At 74.3% G+C, this 12995-nt stretch carries 6 protein-coding genes; 1 reads left to right on the top strand and 5 read right to left on the bottom strand.

The genetic code is table 11. The features are described 5' to 3' along the window. Window positions 1–210: 210 nt before the first annotated feature. A complete protein-coding gene (locus DXZ73_RS28355; RefSeq protein WP_116213861.1) occupies window positions 211–4011 on the top strand; it encodes a multifunctional oxoglutarate decarboxylase/oxoglutarate dehydrogenase thiamine pyrophosphate-binding subunit/dihydrolipoyllysine-residue succinyltransferase subunit in 3801 nt (1266 codons plus the stop codon). An 86-nt stretch (window positions 4012–4097) separates the two neighbouring features. On the opposite strand, the gene fxsT is transcribed toward DXZ73_RS28355, so the two are convergent. From fxsT to DXZ73_RS28330, 5 genes are all read right to left on the bottom strand, one after another. Continuing rightward, on the bottom strand, window positions 4098–7124 hold the full coding sequence (fxsT, locus tag DXZ73_RS28350) for an FxSxx-COOH system tetratricopeptide repeat protein (protein WP_116213860.1): 3027 nt from the start codon (window positions 7122–7124) through the stop codon (window positions 4098–4100). Between the two features lie 60 nt (window positions 7125–7184). Then, complete coding sequence (locus DXZ73_RS28345) at window positions 7185–8531, bottom strand: aKG-HExxH-type peptide beta-hydroxylase (RefSeq protein ID WP_116213859.1); 1347 nt, start codon at window positions 8529–8531, stop codon at window positions 7185–7187. Window positions 8532–8588: 57 nt separating this feature from the next. Beyond that, window positions 8589–8816 (bottom strand): hypothetical protein, encoded by a 228-nt coding sequence (locus tag DXZ73_RS28340; protein ID WP_116213858.1) that lies wholly within the window; start codon window positions 8814–8816, stop codon window positions 8589–8591. A gap of 103 nt (window positions 8817–8919) precedes the next feature. Continuing rightward, on the bottom strand, window positions 8920–11964 hold the full coding sequence (locus DXZ73_RS28335; RefSeq protein ID WP_116213857.1) for an SAV_2336 N-terminal domain-related protein: 3045 nt from the start codon (window positions 11962–11964) through the stop codon (window positions 8920–8922). Window positions 11965–11970: 6 nt separating this feature from the next. After that, a complete protein-coding gene (locus tag DXZ73_RS28330; protein ID WP_116213856.1) occupies window positions 11971–12978 on the bottom strand; it encodes an AAA family ATPase in 1008 nt (335 codons plus the stop codon). Window positions 12979–12995: the final 17 nt, after the last annotated feature.

The following is a 12995-nucleotide window of genomic DNA, read 5'->3' as shown; positions in this document are numbered from 1 at the left end:
AGGGAGTGTGGGGCACGCTCAAGCGAACCCTGAATCTCTCCGGACCCGCGGAACCCCGTGTGTTTCCCGCCAAGTCATGCCTCGAAACCCCTCGAGGAATGTGACTTGCGCGACGACTGGCCCGGGTGGCCTGCATCATCGGTACAGACAGGCGTAGCCTTTATTTCCGCTGTCCATCACCTTGTGAAGCGGAAGAGGGCGGTTGCCGCCGTGTCGCCACAGTCCCCCAACACCTCGAGCATCTCGACCGGCCAGGACGGGCAGGGCAAGAGCCCTGCCGATGTCTTCGGTCCCAATGAGTGGCTCGTCGACGAGATCTACCAGCAGTACCTCCAGGACCCGAACTCGGTCGACCGAGCCTGGTGGGACTTCTTCGCCGACTACAAGCCGGGCCAGACGGCGGCTGCACCGCCGCCGGGTCTGACCGCGAGCGCTCCGGCGCCCGCGGCGCAGGCTCCCGCCGCCCTGGCTCCGGCCGCACCCGCGGCTGCGGCCCCCGCCGTGGCGAAGCCCGCGGTCGTGGCTCCGGCCACCCCGGTGGCCCAGCCCGCCGTGGCGAAGCCCGCAGCCGCGCCCGCGGCCAAGGCTCCGGCCGCCAAGCCGGCTGCCGCCGCCAAGGCCGCCGAGCCGACGGAGCCCGCCAAGGGTCCGGAGTTCGTGACGCTGCGCGGCCCCGCCGCCGCGGTCGCCAAGAACATGAACGCCTCGCTGGAGCTGCCGACGGCCACGTCCGTCCGCGCGGTCCCCGTGAAGCTGCTGTTCGACCAGCGCATCGTCATCAACAACCACCTCAAGCGAGCCCGGGGCGGGAAGGTCTCCTTCACCCACCTCATCGGCTTCGCCATGGTGCAGGCGCTGAAGCTGATGCCGTCGATGAACCACTCCTTCACGGAGAAGGACGGCAAGCCCACCCTCGTCAAGCCCGCGCACGTCAACCTCGGCCTGGCCATCGACCTGGTCAAGCCGAACGGTGACCGCCAGCTCGTGGTCGCGGCCATCAAGAAGGCCGAGACGCTCAACTTCTTCGAGTTCTGGCAGGCGTACGAGGACATCGTCCGCCGCGCCCGGGTCGGCAAGCTGACGATGGACGACTTCACCGGGGTCACCGCGTCGCTGACGAACCCCGGCGGCATCGGCACCGTGCACTCCGTGCCGCGCCTGATGCCCGGCCAGGGCCTCATCCTGGGCGTGGGCGCCATGGACTACCCCGCCGAGTTCCAGGGCACGTCGCAGGACACCCTGAACAAGATGGGCATCTCGAAGGTCATGACCCTGACCTCGACGTACGACCACCGGGTGATCCAGGGCGCCGCCTCCGGCGAGTTCCTGCGCATCATGAGCCAGCTGCTGCTCGGCGAGAACGAGTTCTACGACGAGATCTTCAAGGCGCTGCGCATCCCCTACGAGCCGGTCCGCTGGCTCAAGGACATCGACGCCTCGCACGACGACGACGTCACCAAGGCCGCCCGGGTCTTCGAGCTGATCCACTCCTACCGGGTCCGCGGCCACGTCATGGCCGACACCGACCCGCTGGAGTACCGCCAGCGCAAGCACCCCGACCTGGACATCACCGAGCACGGCCTCACTCTGTGGGACCTGGAGCGCGACTTCGCGGTCGGCGGCTTCGCGGGCAAGTCCCTGATGAAGCTGCGCGACATCCTCGGCGTGCTGCGCGACTCGTACTGCCGCACCACCGGCATCGAGTTCATGCACATCCAGGACCCCAAGCAGCGCAAGTGGATCCAGGACCGGGTCGAGCGCGGCCACTCCAAGCCGGAGCGCGAGGAGCAGCTGCGCATCCTGCGCCGGCTGAACGCCGCCGAGGCGTTCGAGACCTTCCTGCAGACGAAGTACGTCGGCCAGAAGCGGTTCTCCCTGGAGGGCGGCGAGTCCGTCATCCCGCTGCTGGACGCGGTGCTGGACGCGGCCGCCGAGTCGCGCCTGGACGAGGTCGTCGTCGGCATGGCCCACCGTGGCCGCCTGAACGTGCTGGCGAACATCGTCGGCAAGTCGTACGCGCAGATCTTCCGCGAGTTCGAGGGCAACCTCGACCCGAAGTCGATGCACGGCTCCGGCGACGTGAAGTACCACCTGGGCGCGGAGGGCACCTTCACGGGCCTGGACGGCGAGCAGATCAAGGTCTCGCTGGCCGCCAACCCCTCGCACCTGGAGACCGTCGACCCGGTCGTCGAGGGCATCGCGCGGGCCAAGCAGGACATCATCGGCAAGGCGGGCACGGACTTCACCGTCCTCCCCGTCCAGCTGCACGGCGACGCGGCCTTCGCGGGCCAGGGCGTGGTCGCGGAGACGCTGAACATGTCGCAGCTGCGCGGCTACCGCACCGGCGGCACCGTGCACATCGTCATCAACAACCAGGTCGGCTTCACCGCGCCGCCGGAGTCCTCGCGCTCGTCGATGTACTGCACCGACGTCGCCCGGATGATCGAGGCGCCGATCTTCCATGTGAACGGTGACGACCCGGAGGCCGTGGTCCGCGTCGCGCGGCTCGCCTTCGAGTTCCGCCAGGCGTTCAACAAGGACGTCGTCATCGACCTGATCTGCTACCGCCGCCGGGGTCACAACGAGGCCGACAACCCCTCGTTCACCCAGCCGCTGATGTACGACCTGATCGACAAGAAGCGCTCGGTGCGCAAGCTCTACACCGAGTCGCTGATCGGCCGTGGCGACATCACCCTGGAAGAGGCCGAGCAGGCCCTCCAGGACTACCAGGGCCAGCTGGAGAAGGTCTTCACCGAGGTCCGCGACGCCGCGGCCGCCCCGGCGGACTACGCGGCCCCGGCCGCGCTGCCGGAGTTCCCGGCCCAGGTGAACACCGCGATCTCCCAGGAGATCGTCAAGCGGATCGCCGAGTCGCAGGTCAACCTGCCCGACGGCGTCACCGTGCACCCGCGTCTGCTGCCGCAGCTGCAGCGCCGCGCGGCCAGCGTCGAGGACGGCACCATCGACTGGGCCATGGGCGAGACCCTCGCCTTCGGCTCGCTGCTGATGGAGGGCACCCCGGTCCGGCTCGCCGGCCAGGACTCGCGCCGCGGCACCTTCGGCCAGCGGCACGCGGTGCTCGTCGACCGGGTGACCGGCGACGACTACACCCCGCTGCTCTACCTCTCCGAGGACCAGGCGCGCTACAACGTCTACGACTCGCTGCTCAGCGAGTACGCGGCGATGGGCTTCGAGTACGGCTACTCCCTGGCCCGCCCGGACGCGCTGGTGCTGTGGGAGGCCCAGTTCGGTGACTTCGTCAACGGTGCGCAGAGCATCACGGACGAGTTCATCTCCTCCTCGGAGCAGAAGTGGGGCCAGACCTCCGGCGTCACGCTGCTGCTGCCGCACGGCTACGAGGGCCAGGGCCCGGACCACTCCTCGGCCCGGATCGAGCGCTTCCTCCAGCTCTGCGCGCAGAACAACATGACGGTCGCCATGCCGACGGTGCCGTCGAACTACTTCCACCTGCTGCGCTGGCAGGTCCACAACCCGCACCACAAGCCGCTGATCGTCTTCACCCCGAAGTCGATGCTGCGTCTGAAGGCCGCGGCGTCGAAGGTGGAGGAGTTCACCAGCGGTGCCTTCCGTCCGCTGATCGGTGACGACACCGTGGTCACCGAGGACGTCCGCAAGGTCGTCTTCTGCTCCGGCAAGGTCTACTACGACCTGGTCGCCGAGCGGACCAAGCGGGGCGCGAACGACACGGCGATCGTCCGTATCGAGCGGCTCTACCCGCTGCCCGGCGAGGAGCTCCAGGCCGAGTTCGCCAAGTACTCGGCGGCGGAGAAGTTCGTGTGGGCCCAGGAGGAGCCGGCGAACCAGGGTGCGTGGCCGTTCATCGCGCTGAACCTGATCGACCACCTGGACCTGGCCGTCGGTTCCGACATCCCGGCCCGTGAGCGACTGCGCCGGATCTCCCGGCCGCACTCCTCCTCCCCGGCGGTCGGCTCGGCCAAGCGCCACCAGGCGGAGCAGCAGGCACTGGTCGCCGAGGTCTTCGACATCTGATCCCGGCGCGCCCGCGCACACGCGAGGACAGGGCCCCCACCGCTGCGGCGGTGGGGGCCCTGTGCCGTCCCCGGCCGGGGCTGCGGTCAGCCCAGGTAGGGCTCGAAGTCCCAGTACGGGCGGGTGCGCTGGCGGGCGGAGAGGGCGTGCGGGTGCTGGGCGCCCAGGGTGCGGGTGAGCCGCTGGAGGGCGTCCTGCTCGACCTTGGACGCCTCCTCGTGCTCGCGCAGCGCCCTGAGGTCGGCGGCGAGGGCGACCTCGCAGGACAGGGTCAGGGGGTGGTCCTCGCCGAGGACGTGCCGGGCCCGGCGGAGGGTGTCGCGGCTGAGCTCCAGGGCGGCGTCGAGGCGACCGTTGAAGTTGCGCCCGGCGGCGGCGTTGAGGGCGCAGCCCAGCACCCAGGGGTGCTCGGGACCGAGGGTCGCGGACAGCCCGGCGTAGGCGGACTCGAACATGGTGAGCGCCTCGGCCCGCTCCCCGGACGCCTGGAGGACGAGGCCGGTGTTGGTGAGCATGCCGGTGGCGACGGGGTGGGCGGGGCCCAGGAGGGCGCGGAAGCCGGCCTCGCCCTCCTCGATGAGGTCGCGGGCGTGGCCGAGGTCGCCGTGCTCGCGGGCGTGGTTGCCGTAGTCGACGACGAGGCCGATGGTGGCGTAGTGGGAGCGGCCGTGCACCTGCTCCATCTGTTCGAGGAGGCTGGCCATGGCGGCGCCCACGTCCTGGAAGCCGCCCGCTCGCCGCTCGCACAGGACGAGGTTGTGGTGGGCGCGCAGGGTCTGCGGGTGCTGGGGGCCGAGGACCTGGAGGTGCAGCCGCATGCCGAGCTCCTGGCGGGCCAGCGCGTCGCGGTAGCGGCCCATCAGCCGCAGGTCGCGGGCGCAGGCGATGCCGGAGACGAGGGTGGCGGCGTGCCGGGTGCGCAGCAGGGACTCGCGCCTGCGGAGGTTCTCCAGGTCGGTGTCGTACGCCTCGGCGTAGCGGCCCAGCAGTCTGAGGCCGACGCCGAGATTGTGGTGGGCGTTGAGGGTGAAGTAGTCGTCGGGGCCGAGGAGTTCCTGGGCGGTGCGCAGGACCTCGCGCTGGAGCTGGAGGGCTTCGGTGTACTGGCCGAGATAGCGCTGGTCGGCGGCGAGGCAGCTGGTGGCGGTCATCAGGGCGGTGCCGCTGCCGGGCCGGGGGGCGGCGGGGGCGCTCGCGCGCAGCCGCTCCAGCATGCCCCGGTCGATTTCGTAGGCGGCGCGGAAGACGCCGTACGACCGGAGGATGTTGCCCTGGCGGACGGTGAGGTCGAGCATGCGGTGGTGCTCGGGCGGGAAGAGCTCGGACCAGCGGGCGCGGACCTGCTCGCCGAGCTCGATGCCGGTGCGGAACTCCCCGCTGCGGTGGCAGTAGTGCAGGCAGTTGAGGACGGTCTCCTGGACCCGCTCGTCGTGGCTGCCGAGGGCGCCGGAGGGCTCCAGGTGCGGGAGGAGCTCGGCGTAGCGCGGCCAGAGCCGGGTGTCCTGGGGGTTGCCGGGGTCGGCGGCGGCGAGCATCCGGCGGACGATGCGGCGGTGTTCGGCCCGCTCCTCGGGTGAGGTGAGGCGGGCGACGATGTCGTGGACGAGCCGGTGCATGCGCACGGACTCCTGCTCGGGGCCCGGCTCGCCGGGGATGGTGCCGCGGGTGTCGCGGGTGAAGACCGAGTAGTTGACGAGGGAGTCCAACGCCCGGGTCCAGCTGGGCAGGTCGGTGGCGAGCCAGCCGAGGCTCTCGGGCAGCTCGGCGGGCGGGAGGTGGCGAACGAGGCCGATGGGGATCCGGCCGGGGGCGAAGGAGGTGCACAGGGTGAGGAGTTCGACCGCGTGCGGCTGGGTCTCGCGGAGCCGGTTGATCAGTATCGACCAGGAGGTGAGGGAGGAGCGGGGCACTCCGTCGAAGTCGCCCTGGTCGGCGAGGCCGGAGAGCTCGCCGTCGCGGACCATGCGGAGGTAGTCGGCGACCTCCATGTCGGACTCGCCGAGCCAGGCGGCCGCCTGGACGAGGGCGAGGGGGATGTCGCCGAGCTCGGCGGCGACCTCGGTGGCCTCCTCGGCGGTGATCCGGGGCGCGCGGCGCATCAGATAGCCGGTGGACTCGTGGCGCTGGAAGCCGGGGACCTCGAGCGGGGTCGCGCCCTGGGTGGTCCAGCTGCGGTTGCGGGAGGTGATCAGCACATGGCCGGGGCCCTCGGGGAGGAGCTCGCGGGCGCCGTCGATGTCGTCCCAGCCGTCGAAGATCAGCAGCCAGCGGCCGTAGGGGTCGCCGCGGCGCAGGGCCTCGCGGACGGCGCGGATGCGCTCGCCGGGCTCGGAGCCGCTGGTCAGGCCGAGCTCGGCGGCGAGTTCGCCGAGGCGCTCGCGCTGGGTGCCGCGCATGTCGGAGTTGACCCACCAGATGACGTCGTAGTCGGAGCTGAAGCGGTGGGCGTACTCGGCGGCGAGCTGGGTCTTGCCGATGCCGGACATGCCGAGCAGCGCGCAGACGGCGGTGCCCTGCTCGGCGTCGGTCAGCTGCTCCTGGAGCTGGTTGAGGAGGTCGTCGCGGCCGGTGAACCGGGCGTCGCGGCGCGGCACCTCGCCCCACACGGCCGGCGGGTCGCCCGGGTAGCGGGAGCCGGGGCCGACGGGGATGCTGCGGCGCGGCGGGCCGGGCGGCAGGCCGAGCCGCCCGAGGAGGCGGCGCTCGGCCTCCTGGGAGCCGATGCCGTAGAGGTCGACGGGCTCCAGGACGGCGGTGGCGGGCAGCAGGGCGCGGTTGGTGAGGCTGACGGCGGCGAACCGCTCGGCGTTGGCGGCGACGATGCCGCGCAGCGCCTCGCTCCACTCGCCGTCGCGGCGCGGGCCCAGCTGGAAGAACCAGTCGCTCAGGACGAGCAGCAGCCGCCCCGAGGCCATCAGCAGGTCGCCGAGGGCGCTCTCCAGGGGGACCTCCCGGCGGGGGTCCCAGCGGTGCAGGGTGACCCGGTGGCCGTGGCTCTCCAGCCGGTGGCCGATCCAGGTGGCCCAGGGCCGGTGGAAGCCGGCGAACACCACGACGAAGTGCTCGCCCGCGGGGCCCGGCCGACTCCGCGCACCACCGGTTGGCTCACTCATGCGCACGTCCCCTCATCGCTCCGCGCCGCGGCGGCCGGGTGGGCCGACACGGCACCAAGATTACTGTACGTCACCGAATGGTGACGGTCCGCCGATGGCCTCGGCCGGCCCGGCGGTCCGCCCCAGGCCCGCGTGGTGCTGCCGCATGCCTGTCGCGAACTCGACGCCCGCGGGGGTGAGTTCATTGGATTCAAGCAGGATGGGCAGGGCTTCCGCGACCTGTCGGCGGTAGGAATCATGACGGGCGCGCGCGGCGGACCGGGCGCCGGCCGGCAGCCCCGCGCGCCCCGCGACACGGCCCCAGAAGTCGGCCAGCGCCAGATGCGCGTAGGTGCCCTGGAGGACACCCGCGAGCGGGCGCGGGTCGGGGCGCCAGGCGACCCGGTAGGCGGCGTACGGACCGGCGTGGTGCAGCGGCAGCAGGTCGTGGAGCACCGCCAGCTTGCCGTGCTGGGTCTCGTGGACGAGCACGGCGGCGAGGTCGGCGGCGGTCTCCGGCAGCGTGGCGAGGACCGCGCCGGGCGCCGCCCTGAAGGTCGCGCTCACCCCGCGCGCCCCCTGGCCGTACGGGCCGCTGCGGGCGAGCGGGACCAGGCAGCGCAGGAGGGCCGTGGTCTCCGCGGCGCGCCGCGGGTCGGTGGCGCGCAGCAGGGCGAGGGCGGAGCGCCACAGGCGGGGCCAGGGTTCGCGGCCGGTGTCGGCCCGGGGCGCGGCGGGCAGCGCGGCGTGGCCGACGCCCTCGGGCGGGGCGCGGTGGAGGTCGAGGTCGTCCAGGAAGGCGGTGGTGCCGGGCAGTCGGCGCAGGCCGCGCCAGCCGGGGCCCACGCCGTGGACCCGGCCGCCGGTGCGCAGCAGGACCGTCCCGGTGCCGCGCCCCCGCGGGCCGTCGGTGGTCAGGTGCGCGGTGTGCGCGCGGGCGGTGAGCCGCACGGCGGGGGCGGGGGTCGCGAGGGCGCCGATGCCGGGCAGGGCGAGCAGGCCGCCCCGGGGGTTGAGGGTGAGGGTGAAGGGGGTGCCCGCGCGGAGCGCGGCCGCGGCGGCGACGGCGCCGAAGTGGCCCAGGCCGCAGGCCAGATCGAGGCCGGCGGGGGCCGACAGGGTGCGGGCCAGCCAGATGCCGACGGTGGGGTAGTCGAGGGTGTCGTGGACGGCGGCGGGGTCGTGGTCCTCGGCGCGCTCCAGCAGCCGCCAGTGCTCCTCGAAGCGCGCGCGGACGGCGGCGGGCACGCTCTCCGCGCTCCGGTCCAGCCTGGCCAGCAGGGACTTGAGCAGGATCAGGCGGCGGCTGCGCCGGCCGCGGAGCAGGAGGTCGAGGTCGGCGGGGGCGGAGCGGGTGCGGGCGAGGCGCGCCAGGGCCGCGGGCGTCAGGGCCTGCGCCCCGCCCGCGTCGACGCGATCGACGGTCATCCCGGCTTCCCCGCTCCCCCGTGTCGTCCGGATGTCGTCCGGTTCTCGCCCCCGTGCTCAGGACCTGTCGGGCGCCCGCCCTCCGGTCGCGTCGTCGCCGCCGGAGTACCAGATCTCCTCGAACCCGCCCGGGTCCAGCAGGACTTCCTCCACGGCGGCGCCCAGGCGGGGATCTTCGGTGTGGCGCAGGGTCCGCAGGTCGATGCCGGTGAGGTCGGGCACCGTCGGCACCCGTTCCGCGACGCCCGCCGAGCGGGCCGCCGCGGTGCGCTTGAGCTTCGGCACTCTTGTCTCCTTCCCTGCCGCCCTCCACCGGCCTGTGGCCCCCGCGGCTGCACGGTTCTTCCCGGGGGCCGTCGGGCGGAAACCCGTTCGGGTGGCGTTCCGGTCACGGTCCTGTCAGGCGTGCCACGCTCTCCCGTGTCTCCTGGACCTCGGCCCAGGGGACCTCGGCGAGCCGGGCGGTGAGGTCGCTCCACTCGTGTGCGGCCTCGCGGTAGGCGGCGAGGGCCGCCCGTGGCCGTCCCATGCGTTCGAGCACCTCGCCGTGGCGGTGGGCGGCGCGCGCGGCGAGCACCGAGCCGGGCGCGCCGTCGCCTCCGCGCCGGGCCTCGCTCACGGCGGAGGTGAAGGCGGCGGCCGCGCTGTCGAGGGGTGCGGGTCCGCTCCGGTCGTGCAGGGTGAGCCGGGCCGTGCCCAGCTCCAGCCAGGCCTCGGCGCGGGTGCGCGCGTCGGGGGCGTGGCGGGCGGCCTGTTCGAGCAGGTGGACGCTCTCGTAGAGGTCGGGCAGGAAGGTCTGCCGGTCGAAGCGGAGGGCGAGCGCGCGCCCGAGGAGCAGTTGGAGGCGGGGGCGCCCCGGGTCCCGGCCGGGGCTGATCGCGAAGGCTTCCCGGAGCACCGACTCGGCCCGCGCGAGCGCCTCGGGGGCGGAGTCGCGCCGGGCGCGGTGCAGCAGCGCCTCGCCCCATTCGGCGAGGAGCGCGCAACGCCAGGGGCTGTAGGGGCCGGTGAGGTCGACGGCCTCGGTGTAGGCGTCGTCGGCCCCGGCCCAGGACCCGGCGGCCGTGCGGGCCCTGGCCAGCTCGGTGAGGCGGCGCAGGCGCAGCGGGTCGTCGGCGGCGAGGTGCCCGGCGCGGTCGAGGACGGCGAGGGTCTCGTCGGTGGGCGCGGCGGAGAGCCGCAGCGCCGTGGCGAGGTCGAGGAGGGCCGCGCACAGCTGGGGTTCGGGGGCGTCCGCGGCCTCCAGGAGGGCGCAGGCGGTGTGGAGTTCGACAGCGGCCTCGGGTGCGTACCGAAGGGGGTCGGGTGTCGCCTGGGCGAGGGCGAGGAGGACGCGGCCCAGGCGCAGCGCGCGGGTGGGGTCGTCGGCGGGGAGGGCGCGCAGGGCGCGTTCGGCGGCGAGCAGGTGGGCGGTGTCCCCGTCGTCCTGCCAGCGGGCGTGGTGGGCGGAGGCGAGTTCGAGCGCGGCATCGGTGTGCGGGGTGCTGCCGGGTTCTGCGTGGTCGTGGGCCTCGGTGAGCAGGGCGACGGCCTCCGTCAGGGTCGCGGTGCGGGCGGTGGGTTCGCGGCGTACGGCCTCGGTGCCGGCGAGGGCCCGGAGGATGCCGCCGAGCACGAGGCGGCCGCGGATGCCCTCGGGGGTGCCGGCGGGGCGGCGGGCATGGGGCGTGGCGTGCTCGCGGGCCTCGTGGAGGAGGGTGGGGTCGGCCTGGAGGTGCCAGAGCCTCAGCAGGCGCTCCGCCTCGCCGAGTTCACCGCTCCCGCCGGCGTCGGCGGGCAGGGGCCGGTACCAGCGCACCACGCGCGCGGGGACCTCGGCGAAGAGCTCGGGCTCGGTGCCCGCGCCGTCCTCGTCGGTGTCCGGCCGGTGTCCGTCGAGCGGTTCGGTGGTGCGGTGGGAGAGCTGGGCGACGGCGAGCGCGGAGAAGTTGCGGGCGCCCTTGCCGAAGTGCCGTTCGACGAACTCGGAGCAGTGCTTGAGGACGAGGGCGGCGGCGCCCTGGTCGAGGGAGAGCAGGAGCATCTCCCGTACGCCGTCGACGAATTCGTACGAGTGCCCGATGCCGGTCTCCGGGCCGGGCAGTTGCCACAGCAGGCCGCTGAGCAGCACCTCGGCCAGTTCCATGGGGCCGGTGTCGGGCAGCATGGCGCGCTGCACCACCTGCATCACGGGCAGGGCCAGCGGCACGGCGGCGAGGTGCACGGCAAGGCGCAGGGCACCCGGGGAGGCGCTGGCGCGGAAGGCCCGGAGCAGTTCGTCGGCGGTCGGCGCGGGGCCCGTGCCGGGGGTGGGGCCGGGGAGCGCGGGGTGGCGCGGGGCCACCCAGCCGGCGGCGCCGCGGACGGTGGTGCGGCCGGGCCCGGAGAGCAGCCGGGCCCAGGTGCCGAGGGCCTCGCGGGTGGGCAGCAGCACGGGGACGGGCAGGGCGCCGGGCGCGGGCCCGGGTCCGTAGCCCTCGGGGTCGAAGACCAGCCTGCCGCCGGAGGCGGGGTCGCGGGTCAGCAGCCCGGCGTCGGCGGGCAGGGCGGTGCGCGGCCACAGGCGGGGCGGCAGGGGCTGGACGACGGCGAGCGGCGAGGTCGGCGACCAGTGGTGGAGGAGCCGCTGGGCCCGGCCCTCCTGCCACAGCGGTCCCACGCAGTCGCTGATGACGAGGGTGAGGCGGCGGCCGGTGGGGTCGCGGAACTGGTCGGCAGGGCGCGGGTGGTGGGCGCTGCCGGGCCCCCGGCCGGGGGCGGCGGAGGTGCCGACCAGGGGGGTGCCGTCGGCGGCCCGGTGCAGATAGCGCACCTGGACGTCGCTGAAGACGCCCAACTGGGCGCAGGTCTGGCGCAGTTCCTCCAGCATCCGCTCCCAGACGACCATGGACGGGGAGACGTCCATGAGCAGCTGGATGGCGGCGGCGCGGCGCCCGCCCCGGCGGTAGAGGGGGTCGAGGACCCCGGTGCGGGCCGCCTGGTCGGCGGTGGCCTCCTCGTCGAGGGGGCCGCGCGGGGGCGTGGCGAGCGGGCGGTAGCCGCGCAGGGGCCGCAGGGCCCGCTGGAGGTCCAGGAGGCCGGGCAGCGACGCGGCCATGGGCACCCGTACGGGGAAGGCGTCGCCCCCGTCCCGGGCCCGCCGCCCCGGGTGCCGGCCGCTCTCCGCGTACAGCGCCACGGGGCCGGAGCGCTCGGTGTGCCGTACGGGCCGGCGGGCCGCGGCGGACGCCGGGGGCGCGTCGGCCGCGGGGGCGGTGGTCTCCGCGGCCGGCGACCCGCCGCGGGACGGCGCGTCACCGGACCGCGGCCCCGGTTCGGGGCAGGGGCGGTCGGCCGGGGTGGCCCACTGGGCGAGCCAGACCGCGTCGGCGATCTCCACGGGCGTGAGGTCCCAGGTCGCGGCCCGCAGGCGGGCGATCAGTTGCCCCAGCCGTGGGTCGGGGGGCGCCGTCATACCTCATCACCTCGGACGGTCCAGTGGCTGCATCAGCATGTCGGCGAGCCGGTCGCGCGTGACCCGTTCGGCACGGGGGGTGTGCTGGGTGAGGAAGAGGGCGTTGAGGAGCTGGTCGGCGGCGATGACCTCGCCGGGCTCCCGGTCGAGGAAGCGCTGGATGAGCTCGCCGCCCTCGCCGACCGCCTCGTCGCCGAGGTGGGCTCTGACCATCGCGGTGAGCTGCTCCTCGCCCGGCGGTTCGAGGTCGAGCTGGATGCAGCGGCGCAACAGGGCGGCGGGGAAGTCGCGTTCGCCGTTGGAGGTCAGCACGATCAGCGGGAAGGTGGTGCAGCGCACCCGGCCGCCGCTGATCACGGCCCGCCCGCCGTCGTCGGTGAGCACCTCCACCTCGGGCTCGCGGTCGGCGATGCGCTCCAGCTCCGGAAGCGTGAACTCGCCTTCCTCCAGGGCGTTGAGCAGGTCGTTGGGCAGGTCGAGGTCGCCCTTGTCGAGCTCGTCGACGAGCAGCACCCGCGGCCGGCCGGCGGGCAGCAGCGCGGTGCCGAGGGGGCCGAGGCGGACGTACGACCCGATGGACCGGCGCCCGTCGCCGTCCGCGCCCCCGGCCCGCTCCAGCTGGACGTCCTGGAGGCGGGCGATCGCGTCGTAGCGGTAGAGGCCGTCGTGGAGGGCGGAGCGGCTCACGATGGGCCAGCGGAGCACCCGGCCGAGGCCGAGCTCGTGGGCGACGGCGTGGGCGAGGGTGGACTTGCCGGTGCCGGGGTTGCCGGTGACCAGGAGCGGGCGGCGGAGGTAGAGGGCGGCGTTGACGGCCTCCACCTCGTCGGGGCGCGGGTGGTGGTTCTCCACCAGCCGGCGCAGCACGCCGAGCCTGCGGGCGGCGCTCGGGTCGCTGTCGGCGCCCGTGTCGGGGCCGGAGGAGGCGAAGTCGCGCCAGGGCGGGGGCGGCGGGAGGTGCCGTATCCCGTCGTGCGGCAGGCCCGCTCCCCGGTAGATGCGCCAGTCGTTCACACCGGTCTCCTCACAGC

The organism is Streptoverticillium olivoreticuli subsp. olivoreticuli (genome assembly GCF_003391135.1).
Lineage (GTDB): Bacteria > Actinomycetota > Actinomycetes > Streptomycetales > Streptomycetaceae > Streptomyces > Streptomyces blastmyceticus.
The sequence above is the reverse complement of the archived record's forward strand: the minus strand, read 5'-3'. Positions and strand labels throughout refer to the sequence as shown.